The organism is Idiomarina ramblicola (genome assembly GCF_003987255.1).
In the GTDB taxonomy this organism is placed as follows: Bacteria; Pseudomonadota; Gammaproteobacteria; order Enterobacterales; family Alteromonadaceae; genus Idiomarina; species Idiomarina ramblicola.
In genome coordinates, this window is the sequence record NZ_PIQC01000010.1 from 61,310 (window position 1) to 78,350 (window position 17,041).

20 protein-coding genes are annotated in these 17,041 nt (G+C 48.7%); 7 read left to right on the plus strand and 13 right to left on the minus strand.

What is annotated here, in order from left to right; translation table 11 throughout:
• The first annotated feature begins 48 nt into the window (after positions 1 to 48).
• Positions 49 to 906 (plus strand): LysR family transcriptional regulator, encoded by an 858-nt coding sequence (locus tag CWI78_RS12430; RefSeq protein ID WP_126783118.1) that lies wholly within the window; start codon positions 49 to 51, stop codon positions 904 to 906.
• On the opposite strand, the gene CWI78_RS12435 is transcribed toward CWI78_RS12430, so the two are convergent.
• Positions 880 to 1,536, minus strand: a complete 657-nt coding sequence (locus tag CWI78_RS12435) for an SDR family oxidoreductase (RefSeq protein ID WP_126783119.1) — start codon at positions 1,534 to 1,536, stop codon at positions 880 to 882. The genes CWI78_RS12430 and CWI78_RS12435 overlap by 27 nt on opposite strands.
• A 226-nt stretch (positions 1,537 to 1,762) precedes the next feature.
• On the opposite strand from CWI78_RS12435, the gene CWI78_RS12440 reads away from it, so the two are divergent.
• Both CWI78_RS12440 and CWI78_RS12445 read left to right on the plus strand, forming a co-directional pair.
• Positions 1,763 to 2,158 (plus strand): hypothetical protein, encoded by a 396-nt coding sequence (locus tag CWI78_RS12440; RefSeq protein WP_126783120.1) that lies wholly within the window; start codon positions 1,763 to 1,765, stop codon positions 2,156 to 2,158.
• Positions 2,159 to 2,161: 3 nt separating this feature from the next.
• A complete protein-coding gene (locus CWI78_RS12445; RefSeq protein ID WP_126783121.1) occupies positions 2,162 to 2,494 on the plus strand; it encodes a helix-turn-helix transcriptional regulator in 333 nt (110 codons plus the stop codon).
• A 62-nt stretch (positions 2,495 to 2,556) separates the two neighbouring features.
• Here the strand turns inward: CWI78_RS12445 and CWI78_RS12450 are convergent, their stop codons facing one another.
• The 3 genes from CWI78_RS12450 to CWI78_RS12460 all read right to left on the minus strand — a co-directional run bounded on the left by CWI78_RS12450 (position 2,557) and on the right by CWI78_RS12460 (position 4,990).
• The gene (locus CWI78_RS12450) at positions 2,557 to 2,766 is read right to left on the minus strand and encodes a cold-shock protein (protein ID WP_054490368.1); all 210 of its coding nucleotides are present in this window, start codon (positions 2,764 to 2,766) and stop codon (positions 2,557 to 2,559) included.
• Between the two features lie 213 nt (positions 2,767 to 2,979).
• Entirely contained in the window at positions 2,980 to 4,368 is a 1,389-nt protein-coding gene (locus tag CWI78_RS12455; RefSeq protein WP_126783122.1) for a sensor domain-containing diguanylate cyclase, read from the minus strand.
• A gap of 82 nt (positions 4,369 to 4,450) precedes the next feature.
• Positions 4,451 to 4,990 (minus strand): DUF1415 domain-containing protein, encoded by a 540-nt coding sequence (locus tag CWI78_RS12460; RefSeq protein ID WP_126783123.1) that lies wholly within the window; start codon positions 4,988 to 4,990, stop codon positions 4,451 to 4,453.
• A gap of 36 nt (positions 4,991 to 5,026) precedes the next feature.
• Here CWI78_RS12460 and CWI78_RS12465 point away from each other — a divergent pair, with 36 nt between their 5' ends.
• Positions 5,027 to 5,488 (plus strand): methyltransferase family protein, encoded by a 462-nt coding sequence (locus CWI78_RS12465; RefSeq protein WP_126783124.1) that lies wholly within the window; start codon positions 5,027 to 5,029, stop codon positions 5,486 to 5,488.
• A gap of 7 nt (positions 5,489 to 5,495) precedes the next feature.
• Here the strand turns inward: CWI78_RS12465 and CWI78_RS12470 are convergent, their stop codons facing one another.
• The 5 genes from CWI78_RS12470 to CWI78_RS12490 all read right to left on the minus strand — a co-directional run bounded on the left by CWI78_RS12470 (position 5,496) and on the right by CWI78_RS12490 (position 9,144).
• Positions 5,496 to 6,164 (minus strand): PepSY domain-containing protein, encoded by a 669-nt coding sequence (locus tag CWI78_RS12470; protein WP_244213127.1) that lies wholly within the window; start codon positions 6,162 to 6,164, stop codon positions 5,496 to 5,498.
• Positions 6,165 to 6,169: 5 nt separating this feature from the next.
• Positions 6,170 to 6,886: a PepSY domain-containing protein gene (locus tag CWI78_RS12475; RefSeq protein WP_126783126.1), complete on the minus strand. Its 717-nt coding sequence runs from the start codon at positions 6,884 to 6,886 to the stop codon at positions 6,170 to 6,172.
• Positions 6,887 to 6,950: 64 nt separating this feature from the next.
• On the minus strand, positions 6,951 to 7,541 hold the full coding sequence (locus tag CWI78_RS12480; protein ID WP_126783127.1) for a uracil-DNA glycosylase family protein: 591 nt from the start codon (positions 7,539 to 7,541) through the stop codon (positions 6,951 to 6,953).
• On the minus strand, positions 7,498 to 8,337 hold the full coding sequence (locus CWI78_RS12485; RefSeq protein WP_126783128.1) for a patatin-like phospholipase family protein: 840 nt from the start codon (positions 8,335 to 8,337) through the stop codon (positions 7,498 to 7,500). The genes CWI78_RS12480 and CWI78_RS12485 overlap by 44 nt, the downstream gene beginning before the upstream one ends.
• 24 nt (positions 8,338 to 8,361) lie before the next feature.
• Positions 8,362 to 9,144, minus strand: a complete 783-nt coding sequence (locus tag CWI78_RS12490) for a ferredoxin--NADP reductase (RefSeq protein ID WP_126783129.1) — start codon at positions 9,142 to 9,144, stop codon at positions 8,362 to 8,364.
• Between the two features lie 143 nt (positions 9,145 to 9,287).
• Here CWI78_RS12490 and CWI78_RS12495 point away from each other — a divergent pair, with 143 nt between their 5' ends.
• On the plus strand, positions 9,288 to 10,355 hold the full coding sequence (locus CWI78_RS12495) for a PepSY-associated TM helix domain-containing protein (RefSeq protein WP_126783130.1): 1,068 nt from the start codon (positions 9,288 to 9,290) through the stop codon (positions 10,353 to 10,355).
• A gap of 2 nt (positions 10,356 to 10,357) precedes the next feature.
• Positions 10,358 to 11,188, plus strand: coding sequence for a DUF4198 domain-containing protein (locus tag CWI78_RS12500; protein ID WP_126783131.1), 831 nt, complete (start codon positions 10,358 to 10,360; stop codon positions 11,186 to 11,188).
• Here CWI78_RS12500 and CWI78_RS12505 read toward each other — a convergent pair whose 3' ends face one another.
• Complete coding sequence (locus tag CWI78_RS12505) at positions 11,189 to 12,214, minus strand: Vgb family protein (RefSeq protein ID WP_126783132.1); 1,026 nt, start codon at positions 12,212 to 12,214, stop codon at positions 11,189 to 11,191.
• A 105-nt stretch (positions 12,215 to 12,319) separates the two neighbouring features.
• Here CWI78_RS12505 and CWI78_RS12510 point away from each other — a divergent pair, with 105 nt between their 5' ends.
• A complete protein-coding gene (locus tag CWI78_RS12510; protein WP_126783133.1) occupies positions 12,320 to 14,095 on the plus strand; it encodes an SLC13 family permease in 1,776 nt (591 codons plus the stop codon).
• Here CWI78_RS12510 and CWI78_RS12515 read toward each other — a convergent pair.
• Genes CWI78_RS12515 through ctlX form a run of 3 tightly spaced genes read right to left on the minus strand, consistent with a single transcriptional unit; the run spans position 14,092 to position 16,963 of the window.
• The gene (locus tag CWI78_RS12515) at positions 14,092 to 15,225 is read right to left on the minus strand and encodes a GNAT family N-acetyltransferase (RefSeq protein WP_126783134.1); all 1,134 of its coding nucleotides are present in this window, start codon (positions 15,223 to 15,225) and stop codon (positions 14,092 to 14,094) included. The genes CWI78_RS12510 and CWI78_RS12515 overlap by 4 nt on opposite strands.
• A 3-nt stretch (positions 15,226 to 15,228) precedes the next feature.
• Positions 15,229 to 16,062, minus strand: a complete 834-nt coding sequence (locus tag CWI78_RS12520; RefSeq protein ID WP_126783135.1) for a putative RNA methyltransferase — start codon at positions 16,060 to 16,062, stop codon at positions 15,229 to 15,231.
• Entirely contained in the window at positions 16,055 to 16,963 is a 909-nt protein-coding gene (gene ctlX, locus CWI78_RS12525) for a citrulline utilization hydrolase CtlX (protein ID WP_126783136.1), read from the minus strand. The genes CWI78_RS12520 and ctlX overlap by 8 nt, the downstream gene beginning before the upstream one ends.
• Positions 16,964 to 17,041: the final 78 nt, after the last annotated feature.

Sequence of the window (17,041 nt, forward strand, 5' to 3'; positions counted from 1 at the left end):
AATCAGCAATTGCAAAAATATTGAAAGCTCTTTTAGCAGGACTTAAACATGAATCCGAAAATGATTCGCTCACTAAAAGCTTTTACCCGTACGGTAGAGCTCAATAGCATGAGCGCGGCGGCACACGAACTGCACATGACAGTGTCAGCCATTAGCCAACAACTGCAGCGATTAGAAAACGACAACGGCGTTTCGCTTTTTCACCGCAATACACGTTCACTCTCACTCACAGAAGCCGGTCAGGTGTTTTATCAATCCTGTCTGGATATGTTGGCTATTACGTCAAAGAATCAGGAAAGGTGGGATCAATTAACCAAGCAGCCGCAAGGCGAAATTAAAATTATTGCGCCGGTTGGCTTTGGTGGTGGTTTGTTAAGCGAGCCGTTGAAGCAACTGCAACAAGAATTTTCTAATGTTTGCTTTCAACTTCACATGACGGACGAACCTGTGGACTTAATTACGGCGGGAGCGGACCTTGCCATTCGCATTGGTCCACTAGCCAATTCAACCTTATACGCAAGACATTTGGCCGACTGGCACCTGGTCCCTTGTATTGCTGCTGAGCATCCTGCGGCCAGCAGCTCAATTAAAACAATAGAGGAGTTGCCTGAAGACTGCTTTATTGGACACATCCCCAGTTTACCAGCACGCAATTTCCCGAAGCCTAAAGTTCTGCTAAATAATATGCAAACCGTCGTTCAGTTAACTCTCGACGGTGTTGGGTTCGGGTTGCTTCCTGAACCAGAGGTGAAACATTACATTGAAAGTGGTCGCTTACTTCGTTTATTGCCAGACTGGGAAGGCAGTCCGTACAGTGTCCATGCGGTATTACCCATTAAAGATAATGTACCGGCGAAAACTGAACGGACTATTGAAGTGTTAAGCCATTTCTTTCATCGACTGTAAAGAATGTTCTACTTCACTCTCGCCTGCCATTAAATCAAAAGCTCTCATCTCAGTGCCGCTTTCATCCAGGCAGCGGCGTAGAACACTGGCAACATCCTCGCGCGGAATAGAACCCGGCGCCAGCGATTCACCCACCACCACTTTACCAGTTGCTTCTTCGTCGGTTAATGCACCCGGGCGGACAATGGTCCAGTTGAGACCTGTGCGCATCAACTCGCGATCAGCATAGTGTTTGGCTGCATAATAGGGGAGTAAGGCATCAGCCCAGTTATCCCGGTTATTCGACTGCCAGGCACTGACCATGACAAAGCGCTTAACTCCGGCCGCTTCTGCGGCTTCCATGGTTTTTACCGCGCCGTCTAAGTCAACCAACAAGGTTTTGTCGTCACCAGAATTTCCGCCAGAACCCGCGGTAAAGACCACGGCATCAAAACCATTAAGCAATTCCTGCCACTGCGACACTGGCCCTTCTAAATCACCTAACTTGGCAGTAACACCTTGCTCCTGTAATGCTTTTTGCTGCGCTTCTTTACGCACCACCGCTATTACTTCGTGTGTTTTTGCCTGCTGCATTTGTTCAACCAAATGCTGACCAATTTTTCCATTCGCACCAATTACAGCTACTTTCATCATCCACCTCCATGAGTTTTACTCTGCCTGATTCTACGTAATTCTGCCTGAATTTAGATCGCTACTTTACTCACATTTACACGCATCAAAAGGCCTGGAGGCAATATGACAGGCAACTGTCATATGACAGACTCAAAACTGACGTCACGGTATTTTTCTGACACTGATAGCTTTATTCAGCACACGAACGGTGTAATCTTTACAATAAATGAAAAGGACAAAACTTATGAAACAATCACTGGCTGAACAACTGTATTTATCGTATCACTTCGAGTTTGAGCATAATGGCCACACGGTTACCGCAAAGGCTTCCAGCCTTACAGGTAAAGAAGAGATTCTGGTCGATGCCGTGTCAGTATCAAAGAAGCGCAATCTGGGTTTATCCAGCCGCCATGAGTTTGTCGTGGATGGCACTCAATACGAACTGCACTTTAATGTGACTGGTTTTCTCTTCTGTCGAGTGGAATGCAGCTTAATGGCCGATGGCAACGTCATAGAGACCAAAACGCGTTCAGCGTTCGATAATAAAAAGGTCTTTATACGTAACCTGGTTCTCTTTTTTCTGGTTGGCATGGCTTTTGGTTATGTCGCTGCGACCATAGCGCTAAAGGTTTTGGGGTAAGCTATGCAAATCGATGCAGCTAAAGTCATAGACTTACGAAACAGACGAGGCTGGACTCAACAGCACCTGGCTGACGCCTGCGCTGTCAGTTTACGCACAGTACAGCGCGTAGAGAAAGAAGGTATCGCGTCTCAGGAAACCGTTGCGGCCTTATGTAGCGTGTATGAAATTGAACGGCAAGTTATCGAGTTGGACACTGTTTCCAGGGCAAACAATAATAATGCCGTAAACCCCCAACGTCCGCCAAGTTGGTTAGATGCGCTCCCCATGTTAGTCACTCTATTGCTGGGAATGGCTATTGGCATAGGCTTAACACTTTGGTTAACCAGCCGCTAATGAAAAACAGGCACAAAAAAAGGCAACCCGAGGGTTGCCCTTTTAGACTTCGAGGCGCGTTATTACAGCGCTACGATGTTTTCAGCCTGAGGACCTTTAGGGCCTTGAGTTACTGCGAACTCAACGCGCTGGCCTTCAGTTAAGGTTTTGAAACCGTCGCTAGAAATAGCGCTGAAATGTGCGAAAACGTCTGCGCCGTTTTCACGTTCGATGAAACCGAAGCCTTTTGCTTCGTTAAACCATTTTACTGAACCAGTAATTTTATCAGACATAATATATCTTCCTGTAACTTTTAAGTAAGTGCCATATAGGCGATGATGCGGGTAAAAATAAGAACTTAGAACTACAGGACGATGGTATTAATAATAATAGGTCAACGAAGTGGAGTTTTTTAACTAACTGTCTTTCTATCTATCCGACGCAGTGGAGTCTACGCTTATTACACAGTGAGTCAAACGATTTATGCAGTTATTTTCATAATAAATTTAACGAGTACTTTCATCTGCCCACACAACACAGTTGCGACCGGCCCGCTTAGCCTTATACAGCGCCTGATCGGCTCTTCTGTACAGACTGGAAACGTCGTCTTCCTCTTTGCTCTCTGATACGCCAATACTCACCGTCGGATTAATGACGTCGCCTGAATCAAGCGTAATAACGGTTTCTTCTACCGCCAGCCTGACTCTTTCCAGCACTTGCGCCGCGCTTTCATGGTCAGCATAAGCCAGTACCACCATAAACTCTTCACCGCCTACCCGAACAACACTGTCGCTGCTACGAACGGCTTCTGACATCGCTTTTGTACCCGCAATGAGTACTTTATCACCCACATCGTGTCCGTAAGTGTCATTAACCGCCTTAAAGTGGTCAAAATCGATGACCGCAACCACACAGCCACGCTCGCCGTTTTGCCGCCGTAGATTTTGTTCGACTATCTGCATACCCGCCGAACGGTTTTTCAAGCCAGTTAGCGAATCGGTATAAGCAATAACGGCCATATCATCTCGTTGACGAATTAAGTCCGAACGGACTTGCTGCTCAGCAACCACGGTTTCTACCGCAGTGCCCATCATTCGCACCATTTCGACTTCCAGATCACTAAAAGCCTCAGCCCGTCGGTTTTTACGGGAAAAACCTAAAATGCCCCAGGTTTTATCGTTAATAATTAGCGGTGTACCAATGTAAGTCTCCAAACCATAAGTCTGGTAACTGGAATGATCTTTGAATCGAAGGTCTTCTGAAGCGCCATTCGTATGAATTAAATTGTTTTCTTTAAGAACCACAGAACAATAAGTTGTGGCCAAAGGCAATTGCGCGCCAGCAGGAAAGTCCATTTTTGCTGCTTGTGCCCATTCAATGGTGTAAGTATCGTCTTTAATTGAGCTAGCGGTACCAATATCAACCCCTAAATAATCCACACCGATTCGCAGCAGTTCATCAATAGAGGCCGGGTCGATTCTACGCCCGCGCTTATGAATCACTTCGTGAATGGTGCGCATAAGATCAACCGACGCATAGTAGTCGCTGACATCTTCAATCAGGGCGTAAAGGCCTATAACCCTCTTTTGATCATCAAGCTCAGGCAAATAGCGAATATCCAAAAAACACTTACGCTCATTCCGCAAAGTAATGGCTTCCGAAAACTCGAATTTCTCACCACTAGCAAACACACGGTCATGGCTTTCCTTTACCCTTCGGTAAGATTCATCGCTAAGCACATCATTTACCGATCTACCCAGCATGTCATCCGGCGTTAAACCAAAGAACGACGCATAGGCCGTATTCACGAAACGGAAACACCTATCGCGGTCGACATAAGCCACCATGGTTGGCAGCTGTTCAATAATTTTGTGAGTAATGCGGTTTGTTGACATAGCGCCTCATCGCTTTAGAGCTCAATAGGGCGAACAGCTATAACGAGTGCTGCTAGCTAACAGTGTAGCAAGAACTCGTCGATTAATCTGTCAATATTGCCTTAAAGAACCCGACGCCCTTACGACGGGCAAATTCGATATTCCGTTCCGGAATCGATTCCGGATCATCGTAGTTTTTCAAAGCCTCTTCAATACTGGCTTCGCGCAACAAATGTAGGGTTGGATAAGGAGATCGGTTGGTATAATTTGCCGGGTCATCTTGTGGTTCTCCGTCAAAACAATAATCGGGATGAAAATGCGCTAACTGATAGACGCCCTCATAACCCTCTTCAATGAGTAAGGCGTCGGCAATATCAACTAGGTTCAAGAAGTCATAAAAGCCTTCAAACCCGGAAGGAAGAATAAGCAGTGTGGTTTCAGTTTCAGACGCTGTATCCAAATGGTTAACTTCATCCACAAGCTGTTGCAGCACGGCCTGAGGTTTGCGTTGCTGAGCCACAACATATCGAATACTTTTACGCTCAACTTCGCGGCGCGCAAAAGGGCAGATGTTGTACTTTACAATCAACTGTTGCACCCAATGACGGGTTTGCTCAATAATCTTAGCTGTATCAGTTGTCATTTTTCGTATCTTTGCCGAAAAGGAAGCCACTTTGCCATGAAATCACTTGAACTCAAAGTACCGCCCGTGCTGGTTGTTGCCGTTGTTGCCGGGCTTATGTGGCTAACGGCCCATTATACTGAAGCCTTTAATCAATTTTATGTCGGTCAGCGCGCGGCTGCCATTTTTCTGCTGGCATTAGGTGTGCTGCTTCCTTTACTGGGTGTTGTGGGGTTCCGCCGCGCGCAAACCACCGTGGACCCACGAGCCCCTGCCAAAAGCACCAAGCTGGTCACCTCCGGTATTTACCAGCGAACACGTAACCCAATGTATTTAGGCTTTTTCTTTTTGTTGATGGCCTGGGGTGTTTTTCTGGGGAGTGTATTTTCGTTGTGGGGCTTAGCGCTTTATGTGGCGTATATGAACCGCTTTCAGATTATTCCTGAAGAACGCATTCTGACAGAAACCTTTGGTGAAGCTTATAAAGACTACTGTCAGAAAATCGGTCGCTGGTGGTAGCCCTGATTCAGAACAGCTGCCGGCGCTTTAAACTGCGACTTAATAAAATGAGGCCCGATAAGCTGAACCAGAGCGCGGCCGTTGCCGCAACAATGTTTAAAAGACTATTAAAGTCTCGTTCACCACTGTAATCCATAAAGTGTAAACGGAACATCCAGTCACTGAGCCACCAGCGGCTGTTGCGGTGATCCACCACTTCGCCGGAAGCTGCATCAATATAGGCACGCGTAGCAATGTCGTCACTAAAAGTGACTTTAAAACCGGCCTTATGCCAGCCGACTATTTCGTCACTGCCGGTTACCGCCCGCACTTCCTCAACAACGCCGGGGCCGTTATAGCTTTGACGAGCCAATGCCGCCGCCATGGGTACCGATGTTTTCCAGTCCTCTCCGGTTAATGCGTTCACGTAATGCTTATTGGTGTCCGTTGTGGTTACCACGTACTGAGCGGTACCAGCTACTGAGCGTATTTCCAGGCTTTCAATGCTGTCAAAACGCTCTGTTAACGCATTTTCTGGATAAAAAACTGAACCGATAGCCTTTTTAGGAACCGGCTGGAAATAATCATGAGCGGCGAGACTCTGATGACCTACCCAGCTGAAATACAGACCACTCACTAACCATATCAGCACCTGGATACAAATGATTAAACTTAGCCAGCGATGCAGTTTACGCATAAACCTCATACTGACCGCCTTCTTCTTTTGCGCGGGCGATAATGAAAATAAAGCAAAGCACCACCACTTATCATGAAGAGCATATTCGCTATGCTAAAAGCCTTTAACCACCAGGTTTGAATGTCGACGCGGTCTTGATAATCCATGATGTGAAGCATCCAAAAGAAGTCGAACATTCGCCAAAAATCATGGCGTTTGGTTACCAGTTCGCCTGCTGCCGCAGAGAAGTAGAAAGTAGTGCTGGGCAAGTCATTAAAATCAACGCGCCAAACGGGCAATAAGGCAGAATTCAGTTCGCCCGGAGCTTTGTCTTCAATAAAGCTGACCTGCGCTTTTGTCTCTTCATTACCGGTGTAGTGTTGGCGGGCTATGTAACCAATATCCATTCGATCCAGATGAATGGGGTCGAGCGACTCTGCCCTCAATAATTGCGTGCCCGATTCACTTTCAACGCGATAAACCGTCTGTAACGAACCGTCTATCCATTGGCGCATTAAACGTACAGAAGTGGCTTCTGGGTTTTGTTCTAACACCCAACTGACAGGCGAAATCAAGGTGTTTTCAGCAATAGGCTGATCCAGCTTTTTCACCAGATGATCGCCGTGAATAAAGCTCAGATCAAAATACACCATATAGGCACCACTAATACTCCACACCACCAGCTGTAAGCCGACAATAAGAGATAACCAGCGGTGCCAGACTCGCCATTTTCTTGGGTTCATTGGGTTATCCGTACCCGCCTTTTTTATTATTAGCCGTTAAAATTATCGGGTCGCCCCATAAAAGTCAAAGCAGTTCGCTAACTCTTTGCTTTAGTTCAGGAATGACGTCATCCTCAAACCAGGGGTTTCGACGTAACCATAAATTATTTCGGGGGCTTGGATGGGGCATAGGCAATAAGCTTGGCCAATAATGTCGCCAGTCTTTCACTCGCTCTGTCAAACTGCGTTTAGGTTCGTTCAGATGCCACTGTTGGGCATACTGACCAATAGCCAGAGTCAGTTCCAGGTTGGGTAGTTGCTCTAATAATTTGTCACGCCAGGCAGGTGCGCATTCTGGACGCGGAGGCAAGTCGCCGGACTTACCGGTTCCCGGGTAACAAAGTCCCATAGGAATAATAGCCAGAGCTTCTGCATCATAAAAAGTGTCTTTATCAATGCCCATCCATTCTCGCAGCCTGTCGCCGCTGGGGTCATCAAAAGGCTTACCGGAGGCGTGTACACGTTTCCCGGGCGCCTGACCAGCGACCAAAATACGGGCTTTAGGGTTCAACTGAACAACCGGTCGGGCACCTAACGGAAGCTGAGGCTCACATAGGGTACAATCCCTGACATCACGCAGCAGTTGTTGCCAGTGCGGCGGTTCTTCCCATTTCATAGCCCTGCTCCAATAACTTTTTATCCTGAGTAAAACGTCCTACCGGAAAATCGGCCGGCGGCGCCAATACGGTAACAGTGCAGTCCTCCGGTGGACTATCAATAAAGTTAATGGCGTCATTATAAACAACCGAACGCCTGGCAACCGCATCAAATAAAGCCGGGTGATGCTTAAAGAAGCGTTTCATGAAGGTCGGTAAGGGTCGTATCTTTTTACGGAACCCGCGAGGCCGGGACAAAATGACCGTGATATCCCGGGCGCCCATTTCATAGGCTTTAATCACCGGAATGGAATCGCCCAGCCCACCGTCTGTCATGGGGGCATCGCCAACGGTGGGGAAGTCCCGGTACGCCAGTGGAATGGCACAGGATGCCGGAAATAACTCGTGTAAGTTTTCTGCTGTCACCCGGGTATAAACGGGAAACCCAGTATCCACATTGGTGGTAACCACGTACAAAGGTCGATTTTGCTGCAGGTAGTACTGAGTATTCAGTGGTACTTGATCAAACGAGGCGTGCCAGAGCCAGCTGACATCACAAAAATGACCGCCCTTTAAAAACCGTCGCCAGTTAAGAAATTCGGGCTGACGTGCATGCTGCAAAAGAATCTTTCGGTTGCGCCCGTGGTCGCCGGCAAGAAAGCCAATCAGGTTAGTTGAACCTGCCGATACTCCTATCGCAAAATCAAAGTCTGTTTGGCCGGTTTCAAGAAAACCGTCCAGTACGCCCGCAGCGAAAATGCCACGCATAGCGCCACCTTCAACCACCAGAGCCTTTTTGCCTTGATCTTGCGTCATACACTCGCTTATTTCTCAATGCTTTTACTTCTCAATAAAGGCCTGCTCAATCACGTAGTCACCCTGGCGACGTGATGTTGCTTTTGTGAAACCACGTTCATTCAATATGGCCATTAAGTCTTTCAGCATAGCGTCATTACCGCACAACATAAAGCGGTCATGCTCCGGATTAAGATCTGGCATACCAATGGTTTTGGTCAAAGTGCCCGACTCCAGCAAATCGGTAATACGCTGTTGGTGAGCCTCGTCACGGAAGGGCTCCCGGGTCACTGTCGGATAGTAGATCAGTTTTTCGCGAACCCAGTCGCCAAAATACTCGTTGTTAGGCAAGTCTTCGCCAATTTCTTTCTGATACGCGAGTTCAGACACCCAGCGCACACCATGAACCAGCACAACTTTATCGTACTGTTCATAAATATCCGGGTCTTTGATAACGCTCATAAAGGGCGCCAGTCCGGTACCTGTGCTCAGCAAATACAAGTTTTTGCCGGGTAGCAAGTGTCCGGGAACCAGAGTGCCGGTTGGGCGAGTGGACAGTACGACCTCATCACCCACCTGAATGTGTTGCAGGCGAGAGGTCAGGGCGCCGTCAGGCACTTTAATGCTGAAAAACTCCAGTTCTTCTTCGTGGTTTGCACTGGCAATACTGTAGGCTCTGAGCAAAGGCTTCTCTTCCAGCTGCAGTCCCATCATCACAAACTGGCCGTTCTCAAAGGTAAAACTTGGCTGACGGGTGGTTCTGAAGCTGAACAAGGTATCGTTCCAGTGGCGTACCTGAGTCACTTTTTCCGCAATGATACTTCTCATAACTTTTCCTCATTGGCGATTTTGTGCGCATCATAACATAAAGACATTAAATCTAAATGAGAATTTTTATCATTAAGTATTGCAAATGAGAATGGTTTTTATATAAGATACATTCACTGATGTTTGTAAAGGATTAAGAAGTCATGGCTCGACGCTCAAGTGGCCGCAGAGGATGGTCATTAAAAGACTGGCATTGGATAAGTTCTGCCGTCTGCCTTATTGGCATGCTGTTGTTTTCCATTACCGGCATAACTTTGAATCATGCCGGTTGGATAGAGTCTGCGCCCAGCGTCGAACGCCATGAAAGTTCTCTCCCACAAACGGAATTGGCCCGGTTGGTGAATGCGTCAGGGAATGACGCTCTACCCGCCGTTTTTCACCGCTGGTACGAAGATAAGACGCAAAACAGCATCAGTTCAAATGCCGAAATCGAATGGAGTGACTACGAGTTGTACGTCGCTATGCCCCGACCTGGCGGGGACAGCTGGTTCAGCGTCGATTTATCCAGCGGTGCTTTTTATTCTGAAACCACCGATCGCGGCTGGATTGCCTACTTCAATGATCTCCACAAAGCGCGTAATACCGGTTTTTTCTGGAGCCTGTTCATTGATGTCTTTGCCATTGCCAGCATTCTATTTACTGTTACGGGGTTATTACTTTTGAAAAAATACAGCAAAGGGCGCAAGTCCACCTGGCCACTGGTTCTGGCCGGATTCATCATTCCGTTATTCGCCATTATGGGTTCAGCGCATGCGGCTGAAAATGAACTGACAGTAGAAATTCCTCGCTTATCGGTTGCCGAATACCATGCACCTTATCTGGCGGTATGGCTAGCCAACGAGCGTCACCAGCGCGTTACTGACATTGCTGTCTGGTATGACGTGAACTTGAAAGACAACGAAGGCGAAAAATGGCTGAAAGACATGCGCCAATGGTGGCGACGCAGCGGTCGCATGGCTGACATGCCCATTGATGGTGTATCGGGCGCAACGCGTCGTCCCGGCACTAACCGTGTGGATTTAACGCCTTTAGTAACTCAATTACCGGAGCTCGAAGCCGGTCAATATTATTTGTACGTCGAAGCTGCTCGTGAACTTGGTGGCCGTGAAATGTTGCGACTGCCATTGTCTTTGCCGATTAAAAACCCAATATCCATCTCAGACACTGGCGAGCATGAGCTTGGTCGAGTGTCATTAAAACTGGAGCCTTAACCATGAAATTATCTTCTGTACTCACCACCAGCCTGGCTGTTCTGACCTTGTTTGCCAGCACCAGCAGTGAAGCTCACCGTGTCTGGATTAAGCCCAGCGCGACCATTGTCTCCGGCGACTCGGAGTGGGTGACCTTTGATGCCGCTATTGCTAATGGCATTTTTTATCCCGACCATTACCCTCTTGGTCTGGATCGCGTTGAAGCCATGGCACCCGACGGCTCAGCTATCACTCTGGAAAACGGCCATAAAGGTAAGTACCGCTCAGTATTCGATATTGAACTGGAAAAAGAAGGCACTTACACCATTTACTCAGCCAGCTCAGGCCTATCAGCACGTTGGGTAGACGCCGAAGGTGAACGCCAATATTGGCCACCACGCGGTTCACAAAAAACCAATGAAGATTTCTACAAGGAAGTACCTCAGGACGCAAAAGATCTGGAAGTGAGTGAGCGTTCACATCGTGTAGAAACATTTGTGACCTCTGGCGCACCAACCTATGACACGCTGGGCCCAACCGGCAAAGGCCTGGAGCTTGCTCCTGTCACTCATCCAAATGACTTATACACCGGTGAAAACATTACCTTTAAGTTCAACATAGATGGCAAAGCGGCTGCTGGTACTGAAATTGTCCTGGTAAAGGACGGCGAGCGCTATCGTGACCAGTCACAACCAACCAAGCTAGAAACTGACGAGAAAGGCGAAGTGACCTTCACGTTAGATAAGCCCGGTATGTACTGGTTAGAAGCTGAGTATGCGGATGACAATGGGAAAGCCCCGGCCAGTAAACGCCAGGGCTCTTATGTTGCCGTGCTAGAAGTATTGCCGATGTAATTAATCGGCTGTCACAGCGGGTGGTTCCTCTAAGCGAACCACTCCCAGCGTATTCGCGTCGGTACCGAACCAAATGGAATCGGTACTTTCATCATAGAACATATGACGAACGGTACCGCCGCCACTTTCCAGTTCAATTGGCTTTGAAAACTCATGGGTTTCTGTGTCAAAGCCTACCAGTCGGTTTGGCTGCACACCGGTTTCTACAAACCAGACATCGTTGCGCTTATCCACAGCCATACCATAAGGACGTGAGTTCTCTTCAGCCGGTGCGCGCCAATCGCTATTTTCACCACTAACCGGATCATAACTGCCCACGTACCCCTTGTTGTAATCGACATACCAGATGGTGCCGTCGTCCGTCATACCCAGCCGACGAGGTCGGTTGTCTTTTCTATCCAGTTCTATTTCCTGCAGCTTGCCGTTTTCTACGGTCGCCAGTTTATTGGTACCAAAAAGCGTTGCCCAGGGTTTATCATTTTCGACAATTAAACCGTAAGGTCTGGCAGAGTCCGTGGGAACGTCCCACAGCATAATTTCACCATCGCCGATTTCCAGAAAACCAATTTGATTACCCCCTTGTACCGTAAACCAAATGTCGTCGTTGGAGGTAAAGTCCATGGTGTGGCTGTCACGAGTGCCGTCACCCGGTAGCTCAAATTTCTTGATGTCGCCCGTTTCAGGGTCAATTAACCCAATATGATTCATAAGGTTACCGGCGTACCAGGCACCGCGGTCATCAACAATCACAGTGTGAGGGCCAGCGCCGTCGGGTAAATCGTAGCGTTTGAACTCTTCGGTTTCTGGGTTAAAGGTTGCGGCGTAATGACTGCCCTGGCCAACAAACCAGACTGTACCGTCATGAACCCATGGGTCGCGCGGACGGGAATCTTCCCACGGAACCTGCCACTCCTGAATGTCGGCGTTCGCTAATCCGCTATTTTTGTGGTCATCACTGTTCGCCGGCGCACTGCTCATTCCCGCCAGGCCAATGATTACCGCACTCGTTAAACTTAGATACTTCATCGTTATGGCCTCCTGAAATAGGTTCGTATGTAAGTATAGACGCTATTGCGTCAAACCCAACACTGTGCAATCTTCAACCTTTAAACATTAAACGGTACCTCTTAAATGCTGGATCAATGGCTCATCGGAATCATATTAGTGGCTATGCTGGTGCTCTTCGTCATTGATAAATGGCGTTATGATCTGGTTGCCATGATGGCGCTACTGTCCGCAGCCATTCTGGGGTTAGTTCCGACCGCCGAAGTGTTCAGCGGTTTCGGTAACGCCGCCGTCATTACCGTAGCGGCCGTATTAATTATAAGTCAGGCACTATGGCGCTCCGGCGTCGTTGATGCGCTGGCCTCAGCCATGAAAAACATTGGCGATAAGCACTGGGTGCAGATGATAGCCCTGACCTCGGTCACGACCGTCTGTTCCGCCTTTATTAGTAATACCGGTACCATGGCCATTATGATTCCGGTCGCGCTTCAGTTAGCCCGAAGCAGTGGCAATAACCCCTCCAAAATGCTCATGCCCATGGCGTTTGGTTCCTTACTGGGCGGTGCCATTACTATGGTGGGTACGCCGCCAAATATCATTATTGCCGACATCCGTCGCGAGGCGATGGGTGAGTCCTTTGGCATTTTCGAATTTACCCCGGTTGGTCTCAGCATCGCCATAGCCGGCTTGCTGTTCATGTGGCTGCTGAGTCATTGGCTGGTACCGGAAAAAGCCGGCAAGTCAAAGTCGGAATCTCTCTACGATGTTAGTAGCTATCTGACCGAGCTTTATGTCCCCGACGGGTCCAATTTTATTGGTGAAACCCTGTATGAGCTCGAAAACCGTAGTGAAGATGACTTTGTCATTGTCGCATTGCAACGAGGCGAAAAACGTTGGTCAGCGCCTGCACGTTATTTGCGCCTGCAATCCGAAGATGTACTGATTGTTGAAGCTAACGCAGAAACCATTCAGCAAGTTATAGACGGAACCGGACTGGAGCTGAATGCCGAAGAAGAAATTGACGAGCGTTTTCTGAAGTCAGACGACATTGCCGTCATTGAGGGAATTGTCGGACACGACTCACGCCTTATCGGCCGCTCTGCCGCCGATATCAAGCTACGAAGCCGCTACGGCATCAACGTGCTGGGCGTCGCCCGGGAAGGGCAAAAATTAGGAACGGCACTGGCCAACATCCGCTTTAAACCCGGCGATGTTTTATTACTGCAGGGAGACGCCGAAATTCTTAACGACGTGTTTCAGCGGTTTGGTTGCTTCCCACTGGCACAGCGCAGCTTGCGCATCGGTTCGCCCAAAAAGCTGATATTGCCATTGGGTATTTTTGCCGCGACTATTTTGTCGGCTGCGCTTGGTTTGATGTCGGTCCCCGTCGCCTTTTCGCTCGCCGCGGGCCTGATGGTTATTACCAATATTCTGCCATTACGCGAACTGTATGATGCCATTGACTGGCCTATCATCGTATTGTTGGGAGCGACCATCCCGCTTGGCTCGGCACTCGAGCGCAGCGGAGCTGCGGAAACCATTGCCAATGCTGTACTGTATGTCAGCGAAGGTTCGCCAGACTTTGTTGCGGTTGGTTTATTGCTGCTGGTCACCATGCTGCTGTCTAACATTGTGAATAATGCGGCTGCAGCGGTGCTTATGGCGCCTATTGGTATTAGCATGGCAAACAGCTTTGGTGCCAGTATGGATCCGTTTTTAATGGCGGTTGCTATTGGCGCGGCGGTGCCCTTTTTAACGCCAATAGGTCACCAGTCAAATATTCTGGTTATGGGTCCGGGCGGTTATAATTTCAGCGACTATTGGCGTCTGGGTCTGCCGTTGTCCGTCCTCGTATCGGCAGTTGCGCTGGTCATGATATTACTTGTGTGGCCGCTTTATTAACCGCGATCTTTATAAGGCAGGTAGGTTTGCAGTGTCTTCAGGTGTTCGCGTAACGCCCGGCTTTCATCCTGACAATACTGCTCAATAGCGTCGTTAAGAGCCGACGGAGCAAACCGATAAAACCCTTCGCGCAACACCGGTTCAAAACCGCGATGCAGTTTGTGCTCACCCTGCGCACCAGCATCAAAATAAATTAGCCCCTGGTTTATGCAGTATTCAATTCCCTGGTAATAGCAGGCTTCAAAATGCAGAAACTCGAGCTCTTCCTGACAACCCCAGTAACGCCCGTAAAGTGTGTCGTCACTTTTAAAGCACAATGAAGCCGCCAGCATTTCGTCATTTCTGTAAGCCGCGAAAACCACCATGTGGTCAGCCAAATGTTCACCCCAAAGTCTGAACGTGGCCGGGGTTAAGTAGCCACCGTGACCCGAGCGTTTTAAGTAGGTGCGTTGGTAAAACAAAATAAACTGATGCCAAAACTCCGCAGTAAGCTCACGACCCTGTAAAGTTCGCATCTCCACATTTTGCTCTGACACCTTTTGCCGCTCTTTACGTATCGACTTGCGTTTGCGCGATACCAGAGCCGCGAGAAAGTCATTGAAGCAGCCGTAGTTGCGGTTCTGCCAGAGGAACTGGATATCAAAGCGTTGCCACCAGCCCTCATCGGTTAAAGCCTGGCTTACATCAGGTTCAACGTACAAGCTCTGCAGGTTGCTGACATCATGGGCTTGTAGCAGCGCTGACTCAATAACCGGCAGAACATCGCTAAGGTTGGTGCCCTCGGCAGTAGCCAAACGAGGACCCTGGCACGGGGTAAAAGGAATTGCGTTAACCAGCTTGGGATAGTACCGAAAACCATAGCGCTCAAAGGCTTCAGCAAAGGCCCAGTCGAACAGGTACTCGCCGTAGGAGTGGGTCTTTTTAAACCACGGCATAATCGCAACTATTGTATCGTTGTCGTCATGTACCGCGACATACTGAGGCAGCCAGCCTCGCTGAGGCCCAAGACTACCGCCCTGTTCAAGCGCCAGAAAAAAGTCGTAACAAGTAAACGGGTAGTCACTCTTAAATAGCCGAAGCCAGTCTGCCTTGGGTATTGTGGTTATTGTGGAGTGAACAATAGCGCGCATACGTTAGGTGCTTAGCCCAAAAACCCGCACCCAAACATCGACTGTCAGCTTCAACGAACTGAGAGCTTCGGCACGCTCACGGCCTTCAGCGCTGGTCCGGTATAGGTGGGGCGTCATCGTAAGCAGATCTTTTATGGCCTGATTTGATGCCAAGGATACCGGGAAAGCCACTTTTTGTTCAGAAGCCAGTTCAAAATCAGGATCAGCTATCGGCAGCGTCTCATTTTTCGTTTTTATCTCAGAATAAATAATGGTTTTTAACTCTTTCAGGTGGTCAGCGGCAGGGTCCATCATAATCAGCCGCCCACCGGGTTTTAAAACCCGTTTAAACTCATCCGCTACCGGAAAGCCGAACACGCACAGAATAGTGTCAACACTGTTATCAGCGAGCGGAATAGAGCTATTAGAGGCCACCATCCAACTCAAGCGCTTATCGCGCTTTGCCGCGGCCTGTACTGCCCACTTTGAGATATCCAGACCTGCTACGCTTAAATCAGTGCCGTTCTGCTCAGCCTGCTCAATTATGCAACGCAAATAATAACCTTCGCCACACCCCGCATCGAGCAACGCCTGGTCACCTTCCGCCAACACCGTATTGGCCAAAGCCTGTGCCAACGGTTGGTAATACCCCTGCTCAAGATATTCCCGGCGCGCCTGCACCATGGCTTTGCTGTCACCTGGGTCTTTCGAGCGCTTATTCTGTACCGGCAATAAGTTCACGTACCCCTGCTTTGCGACATCGTAGCTGTGGTTATTATCACAGCGCCAGCTGCGCTCGTTTAAGTGCAGCGGCTTGCCATCAAGCGGGCAGATAAAATCGGTTAACGGCTTAATCATAAGATTTAAACACCTGCGCCAGCATGCAACGAATAGAGCCACCGCCAAGTTCTATGGTCGGAGCCGCTATCGGTAGTAGCTCAACCCACTGTTGCAGTTGCCGGGTTTGTTCTATTGTCAGTGAACGGTAAGCTGTTTCGGAAATAGCGAGAATTTTACGGCCGTTAACGTCTAGTTCGAGTGTATTCCCTGCAAAGTTGCTTATCTGTTGCTCTGTTAACGGCACTAAGGCTTTACCCGAACCCTTCACCGAACGAACAAATTGCTGCTGTTGGTGGGCATCGCGTATCATATCCACGCAAGCCATCACAAAGTCACTGCCCACCGCCATAAGCACATTGGTGTGATACACCGGCTTGCCATCACTGCCGGTGGCATCAAAAGCAATTGGCTGATACCCCAACTCTTCACACAACGGCGTCAACGCGTTCTCGTTCATGCGTTTTGAACGAGCAGCATAAGCCAGTTGGTTATCGTGATCGAAAACCACCGAACCCGTGCCTTCCAGGAAAATGTCGCTTTGCTCTAACCAGCTAAGGTCGAGAGTTTTATCGTACCCATAAGTTGCTTTCAGAAACTCAACAATGTCTGAACGACGTTCCTTCCGGCGATTATTGCAATACATGGGGTACAACACCAGTTTCTCGGTGCGGTGCGTGCTAAACCAGTTATTCGGAAAGACGGAGTCGGGTGTTTCGGTTCCGGTATCTTCAAACAAATGGACTTTAACCCCCTTACTCTGCAACTGCTCAACCGCCTTTGTGACTTCATCATAAGCAGCCTGAGCAACATTGACGCCTTGCTGCGCTATCGACTGAAAGGCATTATCTGCCATAGTTTCAGGGTTAGAAGCAAAGTGATGCGGGCGCACCATAACAACGGTATCAGACGACTGACTCATGAAATGAACTGGCGTTACAGGATTTGCGCGCAGTTATAGCAAGTTGGAAAGATCTTAGCAACGTGCAAAAGAAAAGGG